We start from the raw sequence: 24159 nt of genomic DNA on the forward strand, positions 1-24159 counted from the left end.
CTTGTCTATACGTTCAGAGTTTGGAAAGTTGGCCGCGGCCGGCCTTGTGGTATCACTCATCACCGGCTGCACTGCGGATCGTTACTTTATGGTGCCGAAGCAGGATCTTGACGCGCTGAATACCTCCGTTATTAATCAGGGTGAACAGGTCGTTCGCCTTGAGAACCGGACGGATGAGAATTTCCAGGCGCTGACCCGGCTGAATGAGGAATCCACGAAAACCATCCTCGACGCCATCACCGAACAGGTCGAAAAACCCGCCTGCCCTCCCACCCCCAAACAGCAGGCCTGCACAGCGGGGCAGTCTGGTTCCAAAAGCGATGGAAGGGCCGACCGACTCAAGGGCAAGGTTGTTGTTGGAGAGTTGGAGAAATTCTACCTTGCTGGCCCCGGCCTGATTTACGATGCTCGCATTGACAGCGGGGCCGAAACCTCTTCATTGGATGCCCGAAACATCACGCGGTTTGAACGGGATGGGAACAACTGGGTAAGGTTTGACGTGCCGGTACCTGACTCCGAAGACATGGTAACGCTGGAACGGGAAATCTCACGCCGGGTCAGGATTATCCAGTCCAGCACCGATGAATCGGAACGCCGTGTGGTGGTGGAGTTGCAGTTCATGATTGGCAACCACCGGCAACAGGCTGAGTTTACACTGACCAACCGAGAGCACCTCTCACACACGGTGCTGGTTGGCCGCAACATTTTGAGGGACGTCATGTTGATTGATGTGGGCAAGGAGTTCGCCACCGAACTGCCCGACAAACTGCCAGCCGAAGAAAATGGGGACCAACCTTGAGTAGCCGCTCACGCATTCCGTTTTTTTTCGCCATCCTCCTTCTTATTGCGGCTGGAATTTCGATAGCCACTTGGCGGCACGTCGAGCTCGGCATTCCCTGGTTTACGGGGGAGCAAAAGCCGGTCTGGATGGTTGAGGCCCGAGTGGACTTCGATGGCACCGGAGAACCCGTACTCGCCAGCCTGAACATCCCCGATCAGCCACCCCAATTCCGCATTATTTCGGAGCAGGCTGCATCTCCCGGTTACGGTTTTTCCATCGTGGATGACTCCGGTGAACGCCGGGCTGAGTGGTCAAAGCGCAACGTTAGCGGCCCCCAGACGCTCTACTTCAAGGTTCAACTGATACCTGATGACAGAGCCCTGGGCAGCCAGCCCAAACGACCGCCCAAACCTGAACCGGTCTTCTGGGAAGAACCTCAGGCAACAGCCGTGGAAGAGTTGTTGCAACAGGCCGCTGAACGCTCCAGCACGCCTGAGAGCATGACCCGGGAACTGATTAAACTGCTCCAACCGGACCAGGGCGCCCAGAACACCACCCTGCTCGTGTCCGAAGCAAACTACATTGATCTGCTGACCCGGATGCTCAATCATGCAGGCATTCCCGCTCGAACGGCAGACGGCCTGGCCCTGGAAGATGCCAGGCGACGCCAGCAACTTCGTCCATTCCTGCAGATCTATGACGGTTCCCGATGGCTGACCTTCAACCCCCGCACAGCGGAACAGGGGCTTCCGGAACATGTCTTGCTGTGGCGACAGGCTGCAGCTTCCCTGCTGGATATTGTCGGCGGTGACAATTCAGACGTTAGCTTTTCCATGCTTCGGCAAACCATCCCGGCACTGCAATTGGCGCAGGCTCAGTCCAGCGAGAATGGCCTCGGCTTCCTGAGTCTTTACCAGCTCCCCATTGAAGAGCAAAGCATGTTCAGAATGCTTCTGCTGCTTCCCCTTGGGGCGCTCGTGGTGGCCTTTATGCGAATTGTCGTCGGCATACGAACGTCCGGCACGTTCATGCCGATACTGATCGCCGTGGCCTTTGTGCAGACGACACTGATTCCGGGGCTGATAGCCTTTATTTCCGTGGTGGCCATTGGCCTGCTCATGCGTGGCTACCTGTCGAGCCTTAACCTGCTGCTGGTCTCGCGAATATCCGCGCTGATCATTCTCGTGATCTTTATCACGGCCGGGCTGAGCATTGCGGGTTATCAAATGGGCTTCAACACGGGGATGACGGTTACCTTCTTCCCCATGGTGATTATCGCCTGGACGATAGAGCGCATGTCCATACTCTGGGAAGAGGAAGGCGCCCGGGAGGTGTTTGTTCAGGGAGCCGGTAGTTTGTTTGTGGCAGTCTGCGCATTTCTGATTATGAGCGCGCCCCTGGCGAGCCACCTGACGTTTAATTTCCCGGAACTTCATTTCGTGGTTTTGGGGCTGATCCTGCTGATGGGACAGTACACGGGCTACAAGCTCACAGAGCTCCGTCGTTTTTATCCGATGAAGGCGTATAACTGATGGGCTGGATTTCGCCCTTCAAGCTGAACCAACTGGGCATGCTGAACATGAACCGGCGCAATGTGGACTACATTGCGCGGTACAATAGCCGTTCTTCATACCCCTTGGTGGACAACAAACTCAAAACCAAGCTGGTGGTTGCCGAATACGATGTTCGCACCCCCAGGCTGCTGCAGGTGGTGCGTCAGCAACACGAAATCTCCCATTTCCGGGAAATGGCAGAGGACCTGGACGGCTTTGCCATCAAACCGGCCAAGGGTTCCGGAGGTAAAGGGATTACCGTGATTACCGGCCGGGACGATAACGATTACGTCAAGGCCTCGGGCTCGCGGGTATCCTCGAGCCACCTTGAGCGCCACCTGTCCAACATTCTTGCCGGGCTCTACTCGCTGGCCGGCACGCCCGACGTCGCCATTGTCGAGAACCTGGTGGAATCGATTCCATCACTCGCCAAGTATTCCTTCCAGGGTGTACCGGATATCCGCATCGTCGTTTTTCAGGGCTACCCCGTGATGGCAATGCTTCGGCTGGCTACAACCGCTTCAGATGGCAAGGCTAATCTACACCAGGGTGCCGTAGGTGTTGGACTCAATATCGCCAATGGCCACAGCCTGAATGCGGTACAGTTCAATCGACCGATCACCCTGCATCCCGATACAGGCCTCGCCCTGGAGAACCTGGTGATTGATGACTGGCAGGAAATGCTGGTAATGGCATCACGATGCTACGAGGCAACCGGGCTGGGATATATGGGTGTCGATCTGGTCGTGGACGCAAACGAAGGGCCTTTGCTGCTTGAGCTGAACGCCCGCCCCGGCCTGGCCATCCAGATGGCTAATGGTCGCGGTCTGTTGCCGCGCCTGAGGCAGATCGAAGCCCTCCGAAGGACGCACTTCACCCCGGAAGAAAGAGCCGCATTCGCCATGGATACCTTCACGTCCAAAACCTGACCTTCAAATAGCAGGCACAAAAAAACCGGGGCGAACCCCGGTTTTTTTACTTTCTCACACTTCTCAGAGCTTACCTTCGGCAATCAGCAGCTTGCGCTCATGGGTGAGGCCTTTCAGCAGCCCCCAGGTCATGACCAGCAATACTGCTGTAAACGGCAGTCCTGCCGTAATGGCAGCCGCCTGGATAGCGCCCAGTGCGTCTTCACCGCCACCGAAAATCAGTGCTGCGGCAATGGCACCTTCCATTACCACCCAGAACACACGCTGAGCTGTCGGCGCGTCGGTTTTACCACCCGCGGTAATGCTGTCGACGACCAACGAACCGGAATCAGAAGATGTCACGAAGAACACCAGCACCAGCACGATACCCACGAAGGATGAGATGGCAACGAACGGTAGGTTAGCGAACATCTGGAACATTGCCAGGGACACATCCGTCAAGCCATTCTCAGCCAGAGCACCAACACCGTCCTGGATCTGCTCCAGTGCGGAACCACCAAATGCGCTCATCCAGACCACGGTAATAACGGTTGGTACGATCAGCACCGCTGTCACGAACTCACGAACCGTACGACCCTTGGACACGCGGGCGATAAACATACCAACGAACGGTGACCAGGAAATCCACCAGGCCCAGTAGAAGACTGTCCAGCCGTGGAACCAGGCCTGGTCTTCGCGACCAAACGGATTGCTCAGTGTCAGGGCGTTACCAACGTAACTCGATGAGGTTACCCAGATGGTTTCAAAGATGGTCATGGTCGGACCGGCGAAGATGATGAAAAACAACAAAATACCGGCCAGCGACATGTTGAGGTTACTCAGAATCTTTACACCACCGTCGAGACCACGCAGCACCGAAATCAGGGCTACGGCCGTCACGCCGGTAATGATCGCCATCTGCACATTGATACCTGACGAAATCCCGAACAGGTAATCCAGGCCGGAAGCAGCCTGTTGCGCACCAAAACCAAGAGACGTGGCGAGACCAAAAATGGTTGCCACCACCGCCAGGATATCAATGATATGACCGGGCCAGCCCCAAACCCTATCACGGAGCAGTGGGAAGAACGCAGAGCGAATGGTCAGCGGCATGTTCTTGTTGTAGGCGAAAAACGCCAGAGACAGAGCCACAATCGCGTAGATTGCCCAGGGATGCAGACCCCAGTGATACATGGTCGCACCCATGGCCAACCGCGCGCCCTCGGCCGTATTGGCCTCAACGCCGAGCGGCGTTTCATACCAGCCTGTGTAGTAGGCGACTGGCTCGGCGACGGCCCAGAACATGAGACCGATACCCATACCTGCTGCAAAGAGCATGGCAAACCACGACATCGTCGAAAATTCTGGCTTGGCGTCCATCCCGCCGATGCGGATTTTGCCAACGGGCATGAATATAAGAGCAAGGGAGACAACGACAAAAATGTTGGCACTGATCAGGAAAAACCAGTCAAATTGTGCGATGGTCCACCATTTGGCGCCGTCGAGGAGCTCCTTCGCCTCTCCCGGGAAAATCAGCGTCCCGATTACAAACGCAACAACGATTATTGCCGTAATCGGAAAAACTGGCGCGTGTAGGTCCAGGCCAAACGGATTAATATTATCCTGGCCTGCGACGTAATCCGTTTGGTACTCGTCTTTTACAACGTCGCCCACGTTTTGAGCCTCCTGTTGGTGAAAATCTTTTCAATATTCGGATGCAAACGTTACAAGCTCGCCATCTTATTGCTTTGAGTTCAAAACATCAAAGAACGGACAACTTACGCCCTGAAAACAATCTTAGACCAATATTTCAGTGTTCGTACAAATTACTCCTTGATCCGTCTTGCCATACGGGAACGTATCTCCCGCACTTATACTGTTAATATTCTGCAAACATACTACACATCCACTCAGAGGAGTTTATGGCTAAAACCGAAACCTTCCCCTTCCGATATACGCTTTATGCGCTGAGCCTGACCGGCTTTATCGTTTCTCTACTGGCCAGTACCATCTGGGGGGGCTGGTTTTATGTCGTCCCCGTCCTGCTCGGGGGATTGGCGGCAACCGGCACATGGGATCTGCTTCAGCGTAAACGCACTGTTAGCCGAAATTACCCCATCCTCGCCCATTTTCGATATTTTCTTGAATCGATTGGCCCGGAAATACGCCAGTACTTCATCCAGTCCGACACCGACGAACGCCCCTTTTCACGTGAACAGCGCACCATCGTTTACCAGCGAGCCAAGAACGTACTCGACAAGCGCCCTTTCGGCTCACAGTTAGGTATGTATGACGAGGGTTTTGAGTGGATCAACCATTCCCTCCAGCCTTCTGCACTGAAAGACGCTGACTTCCGGATCGTGATTGGCAAACAGTGCGCCAAGCCCTATAACGCCAGCGTCTTCAACATCTCGGCGATGAGTTTTGGCTCGTTGTCGGCCAATGCCATCCTGAGCCTCAATGCTGGCGCAAAAATGGGGAACTTCTATCACGATACCGGCGAAGGCTCCATATCCCGCTATCACCGGGAACCGGGCGGAGATCTGGTCTGGGAAATTGGTTCCGGATACTTCGGATGTCGCAACGAAGACGGCACTTTCAACGAAGAGAGGTTCGCCCGCAATGCCACTCTCGACCAGGTAAAAATGATAGAGGTCAAACTATCCCAGGGTGCCAAACCTGGACATGGGGGCATTCTTCCCGGCGAGAAAGTGACACCGGAAATTGCCGAGGCCCGCGGCGTCGAAGCTGGCAAGGATGTCGTTTCCCCGGCAAGCCATTCAGCGTTCTCTACACCCAGGGAATTTCTCGAGTTTCTGGAGAAACTCCGTGAGCTATCGGGCGGCAAACCGGTGGGCTTCAAACTGGCTATAGGCCATCCCTGGGAGTGGTTCGCCATCGTCAAGGCCATGCTGGAGACAGGAAAAACACCCGATTTCATCGTTGTGGATGGCGGTGAAGGCGGCACCGGCGCGGCTCCTCTGGAGTTCATCAACCGTATTGGAACACCCATGACGGAGGCCCTGTTGCTGGTACACAACACACTCGTGGGCACCAACCTGCGCGAACACATTGCCATTGGCGCTGCGGGCAAGATCACCTCAGCATTCAACATAGCCCGGACCCTGGCCCTGGGGGCAGACTGGTGTAACGCGGCAAGGGGCTACATGTTCTCTCTCGGCTGCATACAGGCGCTCAGTTGCCATACAGGAAAATGCCCCAGCGGTGTTGCAACCCAAGACCCAAGGCGAAGCCAAAAGCTTGATGTTCAGGATAAGAGCCAGCGTGTTTACAACTATCACAAGAACACCCTGGAAGCCTTGATGAACCTGCTTGAGGCGTCAGGACTCAAGCACCCCTCCGAACTTGGGCCGGAACACATCATCCGCCGCACCTCCAAGACGGAAACCCATTCCTATATGGACCTGTTTCCTTTTCTGGAGCCGGGTGCCCTTCTGGAAGGAGAGACCGGTGAAAGAGTGTTTGATACCTACTGGCCGAACGCTACCCCGGACAGCTTCGATCCGCCGGAGTTTATTCGTCAGCTTCGAGAAACCAAACTGCGATAGAAATGCCCGAAGAATTCGGCGATTGGATGTTTATTTTTATCCGAGGCTGGTGTAGACTTCGCTCCCGCTAAGCCACTGAGATATCTCTCAAGTTTCTCTCTGGCCACTGGCAATTTCGGGGCGTAGCGCAGCTTGGTAGCGCACTTGCATGGGGTGCAAGGGGTCGTAGGTTCAAATCCTACCGTCCCGACCAAATTCCCTACACAAAGCCCGGGCCGAAAGGCCCGGGCTTTGTTGTTTTCACAGACGACTGCTAGCCAAAGTGGAAGAAGGCCAGCTTGTTACCGTCCAGGTCTCTCACGTAGGCGCCATAGAACTGATCAGGGATCCGCTGGCCAGGCTCGCCGTCACAGCTCGCACCCAAATCCAACGCTCGCTTGTAGTGGGCATCTACCGCCTCCTTGGACCCTGGGTGAATGGCGACCATATTGCCATTGCCCGGTTGATTGGGTTCGCCATCGTAGGGAGTGCACACGGCCAGCATCGGCGCCTTCATACTCTCCCCAATAAACGCAATGCGGCCCATATCCAGAAGGACCCTAGCGCCGATATCCCCTAACAGTTCCGAATAGAAAGCCTTGGCTCGGGACATATCACTGACGCCAATCGTTACGTATCCAATCATGCTGTTGTTCTCCGGTGTGAGTGTCGGTCAACTATACGACCTATTTGTTCATTTCGGCGACTGCCACCAACAAAAAAGCCGAAGGCGAACCTTCGGCTTTCAGCTTCAAAACGTCTCACTTCACCGGCGTATTGAGCACGTCGAGAACATCTTCCAGTTCGGTAATCATCTGCCGGATCAGCTGCTTGTACTGGGAGGTATCGTCTTTCACCTCGTGGCTGCTGAGTTTCTGCTTGGCCCCGCCAATGGTGTAGCCCTGATCATACAACAGGCTGCGGATCTGGCGGATGGTAATGACATCGGCACGCTGATAGTAGCGGCGGTTGCCACGGCGCTTGACCGGAGAAAGCTGAGGGAACTCTTGCTCCCAGTATCTGAGCACGTGCGCTTTTACAGCACAAAGTTCGGCAACTTCACCAATGGTGAAATAACGCTTCCCCGGTATCGTGGGTAATTCGTTGTTATGACTGGGTTCCAGCATACGCTTCTACTTTCTGTTTTAGTTTTTGTCCCGGGCGGAACGTAACAACACGCCGTGCACTGATCGGAATTTCCTCACCGGTCTTCGGGTTCCGTCCCGGCCGCTGTTTCTTGTCACGCAGATCAAAGTTACCAAATCCCGACAACTTCACCTGTTCGTTGTGGCTGAGAGCGCCTCTGATCTCGTCGAAAAAAGCTTCCACCATTTCCTTGGCTTCACGTTTGTTGAGACCCAACTCCTCGTACAACCGCTCTGCCATCTCCGCTTTCGTCAAAGCCGCCATCTGCTAACTCCTCAGTGTTGCCCCCAACTCTTCGCGCAGTGCGTCAATCACACCGTTGAAGAGCGAATGCACCTCTTCTTCATTTAGTGTGCGCTCGGGATGCTGCCAGAACAGGCTGAGAGCGAGGCTTCGGTTGCCTTCACCCAGGCTTTCACCTTCATAAACATCAAACGCACGCAAAGCCGTGAGGTGCTCCCCGGCGTGCTTTTTCGCTACACGCTCGACGTCTGCAAACCCCACGTCGCTTCCGATAATAATAGCCAAATCCCGCCGAACTTCTGGGAATTTTGAAATATCTTTGAAATTAGGCACATATCCAGAAACGACCGAATTCAAGAATAGCTCAAACATCAGAATCGTGCCATTAAGTTCCAGTTTTTTCTGCACTTGTGGGTGTAATGTGCCCAGCCAGCCTACATGTTCTCCGTCCCGCATCAACTCCGCCGTCTGGCCCGGGTGCAATGCGGGATGCTGACTGGCAAGGAACTGAACCTCGATGCCAAGGAGCTGGAACAGACTCTCCAGCTCTCCTTTTACGTCAAAGAAATCGGCGTTTCTGCGACCGTTTGCCCAATTCTCTGGCAATTGCCCACCTGCGATCACCCCCGCGAGCATGGGCTGCTGATCAATCCGGTCGCCGTCTTTCACGAAGCGGAGCCCGGTTTCGAACAGGCGAATTCGAGGTTGCTGACGGTTCTGATTGTAAGCCACGGTTTTCAGCAGTCCGCTCCAGAGACTCGTGCGCATGACAGACAGATCCGACGAAATCGGGTTTGCCAGCGCAATGCCTTCCCGCTCTGGATCAATCAGGCCCTGAACCTTCGGGTCTACAAAGCTGTAGGTAATCGCTTCCTGGTATCCACACGCCACGAAATAGCTCTGGATAGCCGATACCGGGCGGACGGCCTCTTCCTGGGGGCGAAGGCCGAGTGATCCCGTGGGTTCCGTGACCGGCAGGTTGTTGTAACCGTATATCCGTCCAATTTCTTCGATCAGGTCCTCTTCGATACTGATATCCGGGCGGAAACTCGGCACGTGTACCCGCCAGCCATCCTTCAGCAGCTTATCGATATGAAGGCCCAGACGGGTCAGAATTTCTTCCACCGTAGTGCGGTCGATCTCCAGCCCCAACACGTCGGCAACACGTGTCTCCCGAAGGTCCACCGTGCGGTCTTCAGGCAAGTCCTGCTTGCTGACAACCTCGACAATATCCCCAGGCTCGCCACCCACGATGGACATCAACAATGCCGTTGCACGCTCCATGGCATCGCGGGCAAGCTCGTAGTCCACGCCACGCTCGAACCTATGTGAAGCGTCCGTGTGAAGGCCATAGTGGCGCGCCTTACCCGCCAGAGTAATCGGATCAAAATAGGCAGCCTCAAGGATCAGGTCGCGGGTTCGCTCACTCACTCCGGAATGCTCGCCACCCATCACACCGGCAATCGCTATCGGCTTGGCGTGATCCGCGATAACCAGGGTATCCGGGGTCAGTTCCACTTCCTGTCCATCCAGCAATACCAACTTTTCACCCTGCATTGCCCGGCGCACAACAATGCCACCCTCTATTTCCTCACGGTCAAAGGCGTGTAGGGGCTGACCCAGTTCAAGCATCACATAGTTGGTAACATCCACCGCAGCGTCGATAGAGCGGATCCCGGAGCGGCGAAGCTTTTCCTGCATCCACAGTGGGGATTCAATGCTAAGGTCCACGTTGCGCAGGATTCTCCCCAGATACCGGGGGCAGCCTTCGGGGTCTTTCACGGCGATGTCAGGCACCTCTGAGTGCACTGCTTCCACGGGGAGAATTTCCGGCCCCTCAACCACAAGGCTGTTCAGTACCCCGACTTCCCGGGCGATCCCTTTGATCGACAGGCAATCACTGCGATTCGGCGTCAGATCCACATCGATGGTGACGTCGTTCAACTTGAGAAACTCACTCAGCTCCTGGCCTACCGGCGCATCGTCCGGCAACTCCATCAGGCCGTCATGGCTGTCCGAAAGGCCAAGCTCTGACTCTGAGCACAGCATTCCTTCCGAAGGTTGCCCACGCAGCTTGGCCTTCTTGATCTTGAAGTCGCCCGGCAACACCGCTCCGACGACGGCAAACGGCACCTTCAGGCCGTCGCGCACGTTGGGCGCACCGCAAACCACCTGTACCGTTTGAGCACCATCACTGACCTGACAAACCCGAAGCTTATCCGCATCGGGATGAGGCGATACCGACACAACCTCACCCACAACAATGCCACTGAACTTGCCGGCTACCGGCTCAAATCCGTCAACTTCCAGACCCGCCATGGTGATCTGATCCATCAATGCCTGGGTATCATTCGCCGGATTGACCCATTCGCGTAGCCACTGTTCACTGAATTTCATGGTATCTGCCTTGTCCTGATGCGGTGTTGCCTGTTAGTTCGTTTACCTTGATGGCGTGTTCAACGGAACTGCCGCAGAAAGCGGAGGTCGTTCTCAAAGAACATGCGCAGGTCATTCACGCCATAGCGAAGCATGGCAAGGCGCTCTACGCCCAGACCAAACGCAAAGCCACGATATTCCTCGGCATCGATACCGCAATGCTCGAATACTTTGGGGTGAACCATGCCGCAGCCCATCACTTCCAGCCATTTGATGCTGCCATCCTCTTCGCGCCCCCATTCGATATCCACCTCGGCGGACGGCTCCGTGAACGGGAAATAGGACGGGCGGAATCGCACTTCCAGGTCGCGCTCGAAGAATACCCGCAGGAATTCCTCAACGGTGCTCTTCAAGTCCGCAAAGCTCACGTCTTTCTCGACCAACAACCCTTCCACCTGGTGAAACATGGGAGTGTGGGTCATATCCGAGTCGCAGCGGTAGACGCGGCCGGGGCAAATCATCCGAAAAGGTGGCTTGCCATCTTCCATGGTGCGAATCTGAACCGGTGAGGTGTGGGTTCGCAGCAATGTGCCGGGATTGAAGTAAAACGTGTCATGCATGGCACGGGCCGGATGGTGGCCGGGAATGTTGAGAGCTTCGAAGTTGTGATAGTCGTCTTCGATTTCCGGCCCCTGCTCCACGGTATAGCCCGCGCGGGAGAAAAATTGCTCAATACGCTGAAGGGTGCGGGTAACCGGATGCAAACCACCCAGATCCTGGCCTCGCCCGGGAAGCGTCACATCAATGGATTCACTGGCGAGTTTTTGCTCGATGGCGGCGCGCTCAAGGTCTGTACGGCGGGCGTTGATAGCCTGCTCCACCTGCCCCTTGGCGTCGTTGATCTTCTGGCCGGCGGCGGGACGTTCTTCCGCAGACAGCTTACCCAGTGTCTTCGCCTGCTGGGTGATCACACCCTTCTTGCCAAGGTATTCAACACGAATCTGATCCAGTGCCTGCAAACTGTCGGCACTTTCAACCGCCGCCAGGCCGTCCTGAACGAGTTGATCCAGGTTTTCCATTGACCCTGCTCCAATCCAGAAATGGAATCACTCTAAACAAAAATAGGGGAAGAGCGCGCCCTTCCCCTATCAGAAGGCGTCTTCATGAACCCATGGAGACGCCTGAATCGATCGGTTAACCGATGAAAGAGCTAAGCGATCACAGAGACGCTTTGGCCTTCTCAACAACAGCGGTAAACGCCTGCTGCTCGTTCATGGCCAGGTCGGCCAGAACTTTACGGTCGATCTCAACATTGGCCTTCTTCAGGCCAGCAATCAGACGGCTGTAAGACAGGCCGTTGGCACGGGCGCCAGCATTGATACGGGCAATCCACAGTGCGCGGAACGAGCGCTTACGGTTACGACGGTCACGGTAAGCGTACTGACCGGCCTTGATAACCGCCTGTTTGGCTACGCGGAAGACGCGGCTACGCGCTCCGTAATAACCCTTGGCCTGACTGAGAATCTTTTTATGACGACGGCGTGCAACCACACCACGTTTTACGCGAGGCATACGTTAATCCTTCTACCTTTAAACCTAAAAAGAAATGGCTAGCGGCTGAATCAGCACGCCGTCATACGTTTGATTGAAGCCACATCGGACTTGGCAATCAACTTGGTACCACGGAGCTGACGCTTACGCTTCGGGCTCTTCTTGGTCAAGATATGACTGGTGAAGGACTGCTTATGCTTAAAGCCAGTAGCGGTCTTCTTGAACCGCTTGGTGGCCCCGCTTTTGGTTTTCATCTTGGGCATTTTTAAAACTCCGCATTCTGTTTTTAAGTGATATCAATGTGCCCCTGAACGACAAATCCCCCGCGACCGCGGGGGATCAGCACCGGATCAGGTTCACTTCTTTTTACGGGGGGCCACTACCATGGTCATCTGGCGGCCTTCCATTTTCGGCCGCTGTTCTACCTGGGCAAGCTCTTCAATATCCACTTCGATCCTGTTCATGAGCTTCATACCAATTTCCTGGTGTGCCATCTCACGCCCACGGAAGCGGATAGTGATTTTGCCGCGGTCCCCGTTTTCAAGGAAACGTACCAGGTTGCGTAGTTTGACCTGATAATCCCCTTCTTCAGTTCCTGGCCGGAACTTAAGCTCTTTGACCTGCGTCTGCTTCTGCTTTTTCTTGGCAGCCGCTTTGGCCTTCTTCTCATCGAAGATTTTCTTGCCGTAGTCCATTATCTTACAGACGATCGGATCGGAATCCGTAACCTGAACCAGGTCAAGAGACGCTTCTTCAGCCTGCTTGAGTGCATCTTCAATCGGTACGACACCGACCTGATTGCCTTCGGCATCGATCAGACGGACTTCAGTTGCGTCAATGTTCTCGTTGATCGGCGCTTTTGGAGTGCGCCCCCGATTCGCTCGCTGTTTAATAATCAGATCTCCGTTTTGGTTCTGCCTTTGCGATTGATTTCGTCAGCCATCAGCTGCTCAAACGCTTCCAGCGATAAAGTTCCCAGATCCTCACCCTTGCGGGTTCTCACCGCAACGGCGTTGTTTTCAACTTCTTTGTCGCCGATAACAACAAGGAAGGGAACTTTGTTAATAGTATGCTCGCGGATTTTAAAGCCGATCTTCTCGTTTCTCAAGTCAGCATTAACCCTATAGCCAAGGGAATCCCACTTTTTCGCAAGATTCTGGCAATAATCCCGCTGATTGTCGGTAATATTCAGCACCGCGATCTGCGTTGGCGCAAGCCATGTCGGGAAAGCACCCTCGTATTCCTCGATGAGGATACCAATAAAGCGCTCGAACGAACCAAGAACCGCCCTGTGCAACATCACCGGCGTCTTGCGCTCGGAGTTATCTGCCACATATTGGGCACCCAGCCGTCCCGGCATGGAAAAATCGACCTGAATGGTACCACATTGCCACACCCGTCCGATGCAGTCTTTCAGCGAAAACTCGATTTTCGGGCCATAAAAGGCGCCCTCACCCGGCAAAAGCTCCCAATCAACGCCTTCCCGGTTCAATGCTTCTTCCAGCGCGGCTTCCGCTTTGTCCCAGACTTCGTCCGAGCCAACCCGCTTTTCCGGACGGGTTGAGAGCTTGTAAAGAATCTCCGTAAACCCGAAATCCGCATAAATCTCGTGGAGCATGCCGATAAAGTCAGACACTTCCTGCTGAATGGCATCCTCTTCGCAGAATATGTGGGCATCGTCCTGAGTAAATCCGCGAACCCGCATCAAACCATGCAAGGCACCAGACGCTTCGTTACGGTGACAGGAACCGAACTCGGCCAGACGCAGAGGCAGGTCCTTGTAGCTTTTCAGGCCCTGGTTGAAAACCTGCACATGGCAAGGACAGTTCATCGGTTTGATGGCGTAATCGTGCTTCTCGGACTCCGTGGTAAACATGTCGTCCTTGAACTTGTCCCAGTGCCCTGACTTTTCCCAAAGCGCCCTGGAAACCACCTGCGGCGTCTTGATCTCCTGGTAACCATGCTCATGCTGCTTGCGGCGCATGTACTGCTCGATCTCCTGATACAGGGACCAGCCGTCCGGATGCCAGAACACCATACCCGGGGCCTCTTCCTGCATGTGGAACAGGCTCAGTTTCTTGCCGATCTTGCGGTGGTCGCGCTTCTCGGCCTCTTCCAGGCGATGCAGATAGGCCTTCAGGTCTTTCTTGTTGCCCCAGGCAGTGCCATACACCCTCTGTAACTGCTCGTTGCTGGTATCGCCGCGCCAGTAGGCGCCGGCAACCTTGGTCAGCTTGAAGGCCTTGAGCTTGCCGGTGTTGGGCACATGAGGGCCCCGACACAGATCGATAAAGTCACCCTGGCGGTAGAAGGACAGATCTTCCTCACCGGGAATATCCTCAATGATTCGAACCTTGTATTCCTCGCCCATCTCATCAAACAGACGGACAGCTTCGTCACGGGACATGACCGATCGGGACACTGGAATATCCTGCTTGGCCAGCTCTTCCATGCGCTTTTCGATCCGGCTCAGATCTTCATTGGTGAACGGCCGATCGAATTTGAAATCGTAATAGAACCCGTTGTCCACAACCGGACCAATAGTCACCTGAGCGGAAGGAAACAGTTCCTTGACCGCCATGGCCAGGAGATGTGCGGTGGAGTGGCGGATAATGTCGACGCCGTCTTCATCACGCTCGGTGACAATGGCAAGCTCAGCGTCTTCTTCAATCGGGAAGCTGGTATCGACCAGCTGGCCATTTACACGGCCGGCAATGGCGGCCTTGGCAAGCCCGGCACCGATGTCTGCGGCGACATCGTGAACGGTAACAGATTCGGCAAAACTACGGTGACTGCCATCCGGCAGGGTAACAACAGGCATAGTAGGCTCCTAGGGACTCAGAGGTGATCCGTACCAAAGACCACATGTTGACGGTTGGCCGCGATACAAACCGCGGACCGTTGCGCGCAGGAGTTTAACAGAAAAAAGCCCGGCAGGTTAATGCCGGGCTTTTAAGGGGAAAAGGGTCAGCCGTAGGCGCTGGCCTCTTCGGGTGTGCGTCGCCGCAATTGGCCGAACGCGACAAGACCAAGCAGTATAAGCGCGGGAATGAACATAAGCTCCTTCGGCGGGCGCTCATTCTCAACCTGCACGGCATCAATGGTCCAGCCGAAGCTGACGCCGGCGTTCTCTGCCTGGCTACCATAGCCAACGAAATCCACCACCATCGTGTCGTCCTGACGCGACAGCTCAAGGCCAGCGCTCGCCAGTCTCGCCTCCGGGGATTCCGCTGCGGGTAGCTCCAGACTGAGATAGGTGGAAACCTCGTCACCACTCAGGGACATGCCCGATGCCTGCACTACCAGGGACTCGCCTGCGGGCACATTTTCAATATGCTCCATCACCTCGGTACCCGGCCTGTCCTGCGTTGCCGGGTAGACCATGTCCCACCAATAACCTGGACGGAACAGGGTAAACGTGATCAGCAGCAGCAGAGCCGACTCCCACTTGTAGCTCTTGGTAAACCAGTAACCCTGAGTGGCCGCCGAGAAGACCAGCATGGCCGTCACCGCACTGGCAACCGTCACCAGCAAATCCACCCAACCCGTCAAGCCAATCAACAACAACTGGGTGTTGAAGATGAACATGAAGGGCAGAATCGCTGTCCGAATATCGTACGTGAAGCCCTGCACACCCGTTCGTATCGGGTCCGCCCCTGATATAGCCGCCGCCGCGTAGGCGGCCAGCCCCACGGGCGGCGTATCATCCGCCAGTATGCCGAAATAGAACACGAACAGGTGGACAGCAATCAAAGGCACCAACAAGCCGTTCTGGGCACCCAGTGTCACGATAACCGGGGCCATCAGGGTGGAAACCACGATGTAGTTGGCGGTCGTAGGAAGCCCCATACCCAGAATCAGACTGATAATCGCTGTGAAAACCAGCATCAGCAACAGGTTGCCGCCGGAGATGAACTCCACAAACTGGGTCATCACCAGGCCAATGCCTGTCAGCGTCACCGTGCCCACCACAATGCCGGCGGTGGCTGTCGCCACACCGATACCAACCATATTCCTCGCGCCAGTTACCAGCGAGAGGGTGAGGTCAACGAGGCCGGTTTTTGTTTCCGCAAGGAAGTGACCTTTTTTGCGGAAAAACGCTTTCAGTGGCTGCTGAGTGATCACGATGAAAATCATAAACACCGTGGCCCAGAATGCTGATAGCTGGGGCGAAAACCGCTCAACAGTCAGGCACCAGACCAGGACCACCACTGGCAACAGGAAGTACAGGCCGGTCTTAACCGTTGGCCCCACGTCAGGCAGTGTATCCATTGAGGATTCAGGATCGTCCTGAGCCAGTTCCGGAAAGCGGGTGGAGTACCAGACCAGCCCGATGTAAATGAACAGCAGAAGCGGCCCGAGAACCCACACAGCGGCTTCGCCCAGAACCACCTTCAACCATCCAATGCCGTAATACACGATGAACGTGAGAGCACTCAGGCCAATCAGAATCACAACCCAGTTCAGCATACGCTGCGCGAGAGTCGGGCGATTCGGACGTTCAATACCCTTCATCTTGAGCTTACAGGCCTCAAGGTGAACGATGTAGATCAACGCCACGTAGGAGATCAGCGCTGGCAGGATGGCGTGTTTGATCACTTCCAGGTAGGAAATGCCCACGTACTCAACCATCAGGAAGGCTGCCGCGCCCATAATGGGAGGCGTCAACTGACCGTTAGTGGATGCAGCTACCTCAACAGCACCCGCCTTGGTAGCGGGGAAACCAACCCGCTTCATCAGGGGGATGGTAAAGGTGCCGGTTGTCACCACGTTAGCGATGGACGAACCTGAAATCACACCGCTCAGACCACTGGATACCACCGCAGCCTTGGCGGGACCGCCGCGCATGTGCCCGAGCATGGCGTAGGCAACCTGGATAAAGTAGTTGCCCGCCCCTGCCCGTTCCAGCAGCGCACCGAATAACACGAACAGGAAAACAAAACTGGTGGAAACGCCGAGAGCGACGCCAAACACACCTTCCGTACCCAGCCACATATGGGAAGACAGCTTGCTCAGACTGGCCCCTTTGTGGGAAATCACATCCGGCATATAGGGGCCGGCCAGCGCGTAGATAAGGAACACACCAGCAACGATGGTCAGCGGCAGCCCCAGTGCGCGGCGAGTTGCTTCCAGAAGCAGTACCAGACCACCAAGTGCAATGATCAGGTCCTGGGTAATCGGCGAGCCCGGACGCGTCGCAAGCTGGTCATAAAACAGATACAGATAAGAGGCTGCAAAAGCGGCAGCCAGGGCAAGAATCCAGTCGTAAACCGGTACGTGGTCAACATTCCTGCCACGAATCATGGGATAAGCCGCAAACGCGAGGAACGCAGCAAAGGCGAGATGAATGGATCTTGCTTCCGTCGAGTTAAAAACACCGAACTCAACAATGTAGGGGAGCGGTGACGCTATCCATAGCTGAAAGAGGGACCAGAGCAGAGGGACGACAAAAAGAATCTTTGCAGCCGTACCGGTCGCAGCCCTGCCACCGGTCTCGGTTTGGAGAACCTCTGCAACCTTCTTGCTGTCGATGGTATCCCCGGCTCTCGGTTCGCTATTGGTCATAGCTGGGTCCTGTAAGAATATAGCGGGTCGGAGATCAGAACACCGCGGGCAGGCCTGCCCGCGGTGTCGTTGTACCGGTTACAGGATCAGTCGATCAGGCCGGCTTCTTTGTAGTACTTCGCCGCGCCCGGGTGCAGAGGTGCACTCAACGCGTCGGATACCATTTCTTCTTTCTTCAGGTTGGCAAACGCAGGGTGCAGGCGCTTGAAGCTGTCAAAGTTCTCGAATACAGCCTTGACCACTTCGTACACTACGTCCTCAGATACCTCGGTAGATGAGACAAACGTTGCCGCCACACCAAACGTGGTCACGTCATCGTCAGAACCACGATACATACCACCCGGGATCACCGCTTCACGGTAGTATGGGTTATCTGCAACCAGCTTCTTGGTCGCTTCGTTATTGACGCTGACGATCACACTGTCACAGGACGTGGTCGCTTCCTTGATCGCACCGGAGGGGTGCCCAACGGTGTAGAAGAATGCATCAATATTGCCATCACACAGAGCCTGGGATTGCTCCGCAGCCTTCAGTTCCGCCGGAAGCGAGAACTTGTCCATGGTCCAGCCCATTTCGTCCATCAGCACTTCTGCTGTGGCGCGCTGGCCGGAACCGGGGTTACCGACGGACACGCGCTTGCCTGCAAGATCTTCAAACGTCTTGATACCAGACCCCTTGCTGGCAACCACCGTGAATGGCTCGGGGTGCAGCGAGAATACAGCACGCAGCTTCTCGTTCTTTCCGTCTTCCTCGAACTGACTGGTGCCGTTGTAGGCGTGGTACTGCCAGTCAGACTGGGCTACCGCCAGGTCCAGCTCACCCTGGCGAATCGCGTTCAGGTTATAGACCGAACCACCGGTGCTCTCTACAGAGCAGCGAATACCATGTTCCTTACGATCCATGTTAACCAGGCGACAAATCGCACCACCAGCCGGATAGTACACACCGGTTACGCCCCCGGTACCGATGGTGACAAATTTCTGCTCCTGCGCGGTAACCGCTGTCGAAGCGGTCCCAAGGCTGACCGCTGCTGCAACTGCAAGTGCGGAAAATTTCTGTTTCAGTGCCATGACTTTTCCCTTATCTGTTCATTATTGCTTTTTTGGGCCCGCGTAACGAAACGGACACTCCTCACTTTCGCCTTAAAACATAGACCACTTTGCGATATAAATAAAGCAAGGGTTAGCTCGCTAACCACTTGAGCAAAAAAACAAAAAAGCCCGCAGAGCGGGCTTTTTTGATCAAGCGGTCGCGAATCTTATTTGTTCGCGCGGGCCTTGGCAACCATTCGATCCGGGCGCAGGAGGAAACGCGCCAGGGCCGGCAGCAGCCAGATAGAGCCCACCATGTTCCAGATGAACATGAAGAACAGCAACAGCCCCATATCCGCCTGGAACTTGATCGGTGAGAAGATCCAGGTAACCACACCGATACCCAGCGTGACACCGGTAAAGATAACCGCCTTACCAGTAGACCTCAGGGTCTCGAAGTATGCTTCCTGGAGTGTCTTGCCCTCCAACAGGAACTTCTCGAGCTTGCTGTAGATATAGATACCGTAGTCGACACCAATACCCACGCCCAGCGCAATAACCGGCAACGTCGCTACCTTGATACCAATGCCTGATACCGCCATGATCGCCTCGGCCAGGATCGACGTCAGGCCCAGTGGGATCAGAATACACAGAACCGCACGGATAGAACGGAACGTCAGCAGGCACAATGACGCGACCACACCGTAGACGAAGATCAACATCATGTTCTTCGCACTTGAGATGACATCGTTCGTGGCAGCTTCGACGCCCGCATTACCGGCGGCCAGCATGAACGTGTATTCGTCGTTGTTATTGTTGCTGGCGAACTCCTCAACGCGTTCGGTGACTGTTTCCAGCGTTTCTGCCTTGTGATCCTCAAGGAAAACAAGCACCGGTGTCAGATCACAATTGGTATTGATCAGGCCTGCCGGCGCCTCACGGATCGAGGCATTGATAATGGTCTGGTTGCGGGAAATCTCATACCACTTCCAGTTACCCTCGTTCAGTGCCTTGGTAACAATCTTGGACACATCGGCCAAAGACGCCGAGGACTGCACGCCAGGCGTGTTCTGAAGCTCCCACTGAAGGTTGTCCATGGCGCGGAGAACGTTGTACTGGGTACACTGCTCTTCCTCGGTTTTCACCATCACGACCAACACATCGGCACTCGTTGAGTAGTTGTCGATGATGTAGGCATTGTCCTTGTTGTAGCGGGAATCGGCCCGCAGCTCCGGCGCACCCTGATCAAGGTCACCGACTTTCAGGCCTTGCTTGTAATAAAGGCCAAGACCCAGGCCAATAACCGCTATCAACAGAGAAATCGGTGCCACACCGGGATGTGCGAAGTAAGACATGACGCGCCACTTGCGGTCCTGCTTTTCACCATGATTCTGCACATGACGAACACCGCCCTTGGAGATACCAAGGTACGACATGATCAATACGTGTAATACCAGGTTGGTCAGAATGACGAACGCCACACCGATGCCGGCGGCAACGGCCAGATCCCGGATAACATCGATCTCGATGAAGAACAGAGTCAGGAAGCCGAAGGCATCTGAAATCAGAGCCAGCATGCCCGGGATATAGAGCGCCCGGAACGCAAGGCGGGCCGCGGTAACGGAATCAAACCCTTTCGCCGCTTCCACCGCCATGGCATTCACAATCTGAACGCCGTGACTGATGCCGATGGCAAATACGAGGAACGGGACCAGGACCGAGTATGGGTCCAGGCCGTACCCCAACAGTCTCAATGTGCCCAGTTGCAGGAACACCGCGATGATGGAGGTGAACACCGGAACCAGTGTTCCGGTAATGCAACGTGAGTACCCGAACAGCAACAGGGTCGTCAGGATAATGGTGATGCCCGCAAACCAGGCGATGGAACCAATACCCTCAATGAGGTCGCCCACTTTCTTGGCGAAACCGACAATGTGAATTTCAATGTTCGGGTTTTGCGCCTCGTACTTGTCCCGGATCTTTTCTTCCAACTGGCGCGAGAACTCACCGTAGTCCAGCGGTTCGCCAGTTTCAGGGTTGTTCTCATAAAGCGGCGCGTACACGATGGTAGAGCGGAAGTTGTCGGAAATCAGGCGCCCTACTTCGTTCGAACGGAGTACGTTCTGACGCAGCTGTTCAAGGGTGGCCCGGGAGCCATCGTAACCGTCCGGGATCACGGTGCCGCCCTGGAACCCTTGCTCAGTCACCTCAACCCAGCGAACGTTGGAGGTCCAGAGTGATTTCAATCCGGAACGGTCCACCCCGTTGAGATAGAACACCTCATCGGTGATCTGCTTCAGGGTTTCCATATACTCGGCTGTGAAGATATCGCCCTCTTCCACTTCCACGGCGATACGCACAAAGTTACCCAGGTTCTCCAGATCGTCCCGGTGCTCAAGCATATTGACGATGTAGGGATGCTCCAACGGAATCATCCGCTCGAAACTGGCATCCGGCTCAATCTTGACCGCGTTGTAGCCAAGGAACAGCGTCAGGAAGAAAAAGGCAATCAGGATGATGGCCCGATTGTTGAAGATCAGCCGTTCCAGGAACGGTTCTGCCTTCGGTGTAGTCAGGTAATGCTCGCCCTTGTCGTGCTTCGGGTTCGACATTCAAAAGCCCCTCTAATTTTCTATCTGTTGGTGCCGCATCAGGGCGTTATTGAAGATTCTTGCCGCGGGCGTCGGTGTGCTTCACGCCACCCTCGCCCACAATCAGCAGATTGGTTCCCGATACGGGGACAACATCCATCACCCCTTCCCGATCATCCCGGAAGTAGGGACGGAAGGTATCTCCACCGTTGGTGCTCATTAGCACTGCGCCACCATTGCCAACCAACGTGATACGGCCGTCTTCGGACACCGTGCCATCATTGAGGGTTGCGTCCGACTCACTGGGCACCACTTTCCAGCTTCTGCCCAGGTCGGATGAAAAGAAGATGTTCCCACGCAAACCGAATGCGAGTATCTCATTCACATTACCGGTTCCGATTGCTCCGAACAGGGAGCCTTCATAGGGGCTCTCACGTCTCTCCCAGCTGTCACCGCCATCGACGGACACGAAAATGTGCCCAGCCTCACCGACGATCACCAGGCCACCGCCAGTGATCTGGCCAATACTGTTCAGGTGAAAACTGCTGGGGTTTTCAAGCTTCGGCGCCCAGTCTTTCCAGGTCTTTCCGCCGTCCGTCGTGCGCAAAAACATGCCATAGGCACCAACAACGAAACCGTGGTTCTCATTTTCGAACCAAACATCCAGAAACGGGTTCACCGGGCCGATTTCAAGATCCGCCTGCAGGTTTTCCAGCGAGAAATACAGATCACCCAACGCCCAATCGAGGTCGTCTTTCTCGTCCTCCGGGGCTTCTTCCAGTTTCTGCTCCATTTCGTCGATCTGCTCCTGGCGACTTTCAATCGCCAATTCAGCAGCCCGGACACCGGTGAGCTGGAGCTCCCAGTTTTCGCCCGCATCGTCTGAATGGAGAACAACACCACTGTGCCCAACGGCCCAGCCATGCTGTTCAGTGCCAAAATCCACGCCGGTCAATGTGACGGATACCGGAACTTCACCCTGCACCCAACTTTCACCATCATCATCGGAAAAAATGATATGACCACGCACACCGGCTGCCACGATTCGTTCGCCCGCCGTGTCGACATCATTGAGCAGATGCTCTGGCGCAAGCGCAGTTGGCCGGGATGGGGTTTCGATGATATCTGCAAGCGCAAACACCGTGGGCGCGGACAATGCCATGGATAGTCCAAGACAGGCCGCTCCCAGAGTCTTGCACATCAACCTTGTAGCCATTCAGATTGCCTATATGTTGTGTTGAACTGTGTCACTCTGATTTTGCCGGTCGCACCGGCCAATACTATGAATATACCGGTGACCTTCCGACCACCGGTATATCCGTCGCCATCCGTCTCTGGCGAAAATCGTGTTCCAACAGCGAGTCAAGACGTTAACGCACACTCCTGCGACGCAGGGAAGCCGGCGAGAAATACCGTCGGTTGGGCACGTCGTTGGTAAACTTACGGGTGGAACCCTCTTCGGTATCCAGGCCCAGCACGTGATAACGACGGGCCTGAAGGTCATGGTACACATCCAGCACTGTCCATACGCCAGGCAATTCATAATAGTTTTTCGCCAGGCCCATGGTTACGCGCCAGAGCTCACCGCGGCCATCGTACTGGTCCAGCAGCAAGGTGTTCCAGCTATCGGCATCCACATAGAAGCGACGCTTGCCGTAAATATGGCGCTCCCCTTCCTTCAGGGTCGCTTCCACAACATGCACCCGATGGAGCTCCCAACGGGTGAGGTCCGGATTCAGGTGGGAAATACCCAGGATTTCGGAGTAAGGCGTGCCCTGCTCACCGATGCGGTAATTGTTGTAGGGAACGTAGATCTCCCGCATGCCCTCATATTCCCAATTGTAGCGGTCCAGGGCACCGTTAAAGATATCGGTGTCATCGGCTGTTCGCAGATTGTCTGCGGCTGCAATCGGAGAGTCATAGCCCAGGTTGGGTGCACGGCGAACACGGCGCTGGCCGGCGTTGTAACCCCAACCATTACGCGGGTTGATAATCTGGTTCAGAGTTTCATGAATCAGGATCGCACCACCGGCGAGACGAGGTGGCGACTGGGTAAACGACAAATAATAGAAAATAACGTTATCGAGTTCTTCTTCACTACCCTCAGGGTTGTAGTAATTGAAGAAGGCTTCCTGCTGAGAGGTCACAAGGGAGTAATCGCCATCCGGCTGCACTGCCACTTCGCTTGAACGGCGGGTTACGGAAACGCCACGCCAGCGAGTCAGGTGATTCCAGATTACCTGCCAGGCTTTTTGCTCATTATTACCGTGCAGGATGGGGAAAGGATAACCGGCAAAGGCGCCATCGATACCCTCGCCTTTACCCACTACCTCAGCATCTACGGCATTTTCCCTGGTGTTTTCAGCAACCCAATCCGGCACCGCGTGTGTGCGACGGCTTTTGTAGACCGGAATACGGAAGGTCGTCGGATAGGTGTCGAGCATGGCGCGGAGGCCGTCGGTCAGGTACTCGTCATACTGATCCATGTTGGACGCGCTGATGGTGAATAACACCTCATCGTCCGGGAAAGGGTTGATATGGTGCTGGCCACTACCCTCATATCCGGTAGGGGCTTCGGTGAGGCCACCCGTCCACGCGGGAATGGTGCCTGCCTCGTTGCCGGCTTTCACGGAGCCAAACGGGGTAAGATCCTGACCCAGTCGAGCGGCTTCACTACTGGAAACGGCGGAACTGGCTGGCATGGCAAAAACCGAAAGAGCAAACAGACTGCCCAAAATCACATTGTTCTTGTATGTCATTTTTTAACCTTAAACCTGTCTGAAAGCCCTGTAGAAGGCTTTTCTTATTGTGTTGTCATGGAATATCGGCTCCTGACAGAGTAGCCGATTGGCCGATATTGTCTATC

At 55.1% G+C, this 24159-nt stretch carries 19 protein-coding genes and 1 tRNA gene; 5 read left to right on the top strand and 15 right to left on the bottom strand.

Annotation, left to right across the window (positions count from 1 at the left end):
• The first annotated feature begins 1 nt into the window (after window position 1).
• From SIC19_RS03210 to SIC19_RS03220, 3 genes are read left to right on the top strand one after another with little or no spacing between them, the layout of a single operon-like run.
• Window positions 2-799: an ATP-dependent zinc protease gene (locus tag SIC19_RS03210; protein ID WP_126810392.1), complete on the top strand. Its 798-nt coding sequence runs from the start codon at window positions 2-4 to the stop codon at window positions 797-799.
• Window positions 796-2313 carry an inactive transglutaminase family protein gene (locus tag SIC19_RS03215; protein WP_091644480.1) on the top strand — a complete coding sequence of 506 codons (1518 nt, stop codon included), beginning with the start codon at window positions 796-798 and terminating at the stop codon, window positions 2311-2313. Before SIC19_RS03210 ends, SIC19_RS03215 begins: the two co-directional genes overlap by 4 nt.
• The gene (locus tag SIC19_RS03220; protein WP_036206034.1) at window positions 2313-3263 is read left to right on the top strand and encodes an alpha-L-glutamate ligase-like protein; all 951 of its coding nucleotides are present in this window, start codon (window positions 2313-2315) and stop codon (window positions 3261-3263) included. Before SIC19_RS03215 ends, SIC19_RS03220 begins: the two co-directional genes overlap by 1 nt.
• A gap of 63 nt (window positions 3264-3326) precedes the next feature.
• On the opposite strand, the gene SIC19_RS03225 is transcribed toward SIC19_RS03220, so the two are convergent.
• Window positions 3327-4916 (bottom strand): BCCT family transporter, encoded by a 1590-nt coding sequence (locus tag SIC19_RS03225; RefSeq protein ID WP_075195576.1) that lies wholly within the window; start codon window positions 4914-4916, stop codon window positions 3327-3329.
• 248 nt (window positions 4917-5164) lie between these two features.
• Between SIC19_RS03225 and SIC19_RS03230 the strand changes: the two genes are divergently transcribed.
• Window positions 5165-6811 carry an FMN-binding glutamate synthase family protein gene (locus tag SIC19_RS03230; RefSeq protein WP_127400829.1) on the top strand — a complete coding sequence of 549 codons (1647 nt, stop codon included), beginning with the start codon at window positions 5165-5167 and terminating at the stop codon, window positions 6809-6811.
• 116 nt (window positions 6812-6927) lie between these two features.
• Window positions 6928-7004 (top strand) — tRNA-Pro (locus tag SIC19_RS03235).
• Between the two features lie 60 nt (window positions 7005-7064).
• Here SIC19_RS03235 and SIC19_RS03240 read toward each other — a convergent pair.
• The 14 genes from SIC19_RS03240 to SIC19_RS03305 all read right to left on the bottom strand — a co-directional run bounded on the left by SIC19_RS03240 (window position 7065) and on the right by SIC19_RS03305 (window position 24052).
• On the bottom strand, window positions 7065-7436 hold the full coding sequence (locus SIC19_RS03240; protein ID WP_041334744.1) for a VOC family protein: 372 nt from the start codon (window positions 7434-7436) through the stop codon (window positions 7065-7067).
• A gap of 115 nt (window positions 7437-7551) precedes the next feature.
• On the bottom strand, window positions 7552-7917 hold the full coding sequence (locus tag SIC19_RS03245) for a MerR family transcriptional regulator (protein WP_036204624.1): 366 nt from the start codon (window positions 7915-7917) through the stop codon (window positions 7552-7554).
• On the bottom strand, window positions 7898-8200 hold the full coding sequence (ihfA, locus tag SIC19_RS03250) for an integration host factor subunit alpha (protein ID WP_007151838.1): 303 nt from the start codon (window positions 8198-8200) through the stop codon (window positions 7898-7900). Before ihfA ends, SIC19_RS03245 begins: the two co-directional genes overlap by 20 nt.
• 3 nt (window positions 8201-8203) lie before the next feature.
• Window positions 8204-10576, bottom strand: a complete 2373-nt coding sequence (pheT, locus tag SIC19_RS03255; RefSeq protein ID WP_412535576.1) for a phenylalanine--tRNA ligase subunit beta — start codon at window positions 10574-10576, stop codon at window positions 8204-8206.
• Between the two features lie 59 nt (window positions 10577-10635).
• Complete coding sequence (gene pheS, locus SIC19_RS03260; protein ID WP_036204614.1) at window positions 10636-11634, bottom strand: phenylalanine--tRNA ligase subunit alpha; 999 nt, start codon at window positions 11632-11634, stop codon at window positions 10636-10638.
• A gap of 139 nt (window positions 11635-11773) precedes the next feature.
• Complete coding sequence (rplT, locus tag SIC19_RS03265) at window positions 11774-12127, bottom strand: 50S ribosomal protein L20 (protein WP_007151841.1); 354 nt, start codon at window positions 12125-12127, stop codon at window positions 11774-11776.
• Window positions 12128-12177: 50 nt separating this feature from the next.
• Window positions 12178-12369 carry a 50S ribosomal protein L35 gene (gene rpmI, locus SIC19_RS03270; RefSeq protein WP_007151842.1) on the bottom strand — a complete coding sequence of 64 codons (192 nt, stop codon included), beginning with the start codon at window positions 12367-12369 and terminating at the stop codon, window positions 12178-12180.
• 93 nt (window positions 12370-12462) lie between these two features.
• A complete protein-coding gene (gene infC, locus SIC19_RS03275; protein ID WP_075195579.1) occupies window positions 12463-13005 on the bottom strand; it encodes a translation initiation factor IF-3 in 543 nt (180 codons plus the stop codon).
• The gene (gene thrS, locus SIC19_RS03280; protein WP_075195580.1) at window positions 13002-14927 is read right to left on the bottom strand and encodes a threonine--tRNA ligase; all 1926 of its coding nucleotides are present in this window, start codon (window positions 14925-14927) and stop codon (window positions 13002-13004) included. Before thrS ends, infC begins: the two co-directional genes overlap by 4 nt.
• 146 nt (window positions 14928-15073) lie before the next feature.
• Window positions 15074-17671, bottom strand: a complete 2598-nt coding sequence (locus tag SIC19_RS03285; RefSeq protein WP_127400828.1) for a TRAP transporter permease — start codon at window positions 17669-17671, stop codon at window positions 15074-15076.
• Between the two features lie 86 nt (window positions 17672-17757).
• Complete coding sequence (locus SIC19_RS03290) at window positions 17758-18741, bottom strand: TAXI family TRAP transporter solute-binding subunit (RefSeq protein WP_036204607.1); 984 nt, start codon at window positions 18739-18741, stop codon at window positions 17758-17760.
• Window positions 18742-18929: 188 nt separating this feature from the next.
• Window positions 18930-21314 carry an efflux RND transporter permease subunit gene (locus tag SIC19_RS03295; RefSeq protein ID WP_036204606.1) on the bottom strand — a complete coding sequence of 795 codons (2385 nt, stop codon included), beginning with the start codon at window positions 21312-21314 and terminating at the stop codon, window positions 18930-18932.
• 46 nt (window positions 21315-21360) lie between these two features.
• Entirely contained in the window at window positions 21361-22509 is a 1149-nt protein-coding gene (locus tag SIC19_RS03300) for a YCF48-related protein (protein ID WP_228712223.1), read from the bottom strand.
• 154 nt (window positions 22510-22663) lie between these two features.
• Window positions 22664-24052 carry a DUF1329 domain-containing protein gene (locus tag SIC19_RS03305; RefSeq protein ID WP_036204601.1) on the bottom strand — a complete coding sequence of 463 codons (1389 nt, stop codon included), beginning with the start codon at window positions 24050-24052 and terminating at the stop codon, window positions 22664-22666.
• Window positions 24053-24159 lie beyond the last annotated feature (107 nt).

The sequence above is a fragment of the Marinobacter sp. MIT930201 genome (genome assembly GCF_047122665.1).
Lineage (GTDB): Bacteria > Pseudomonadota > Gammaproteobacteria > Pseudomonadales > Oleiphilaceae > Marinobacter > Marinobacter salarius.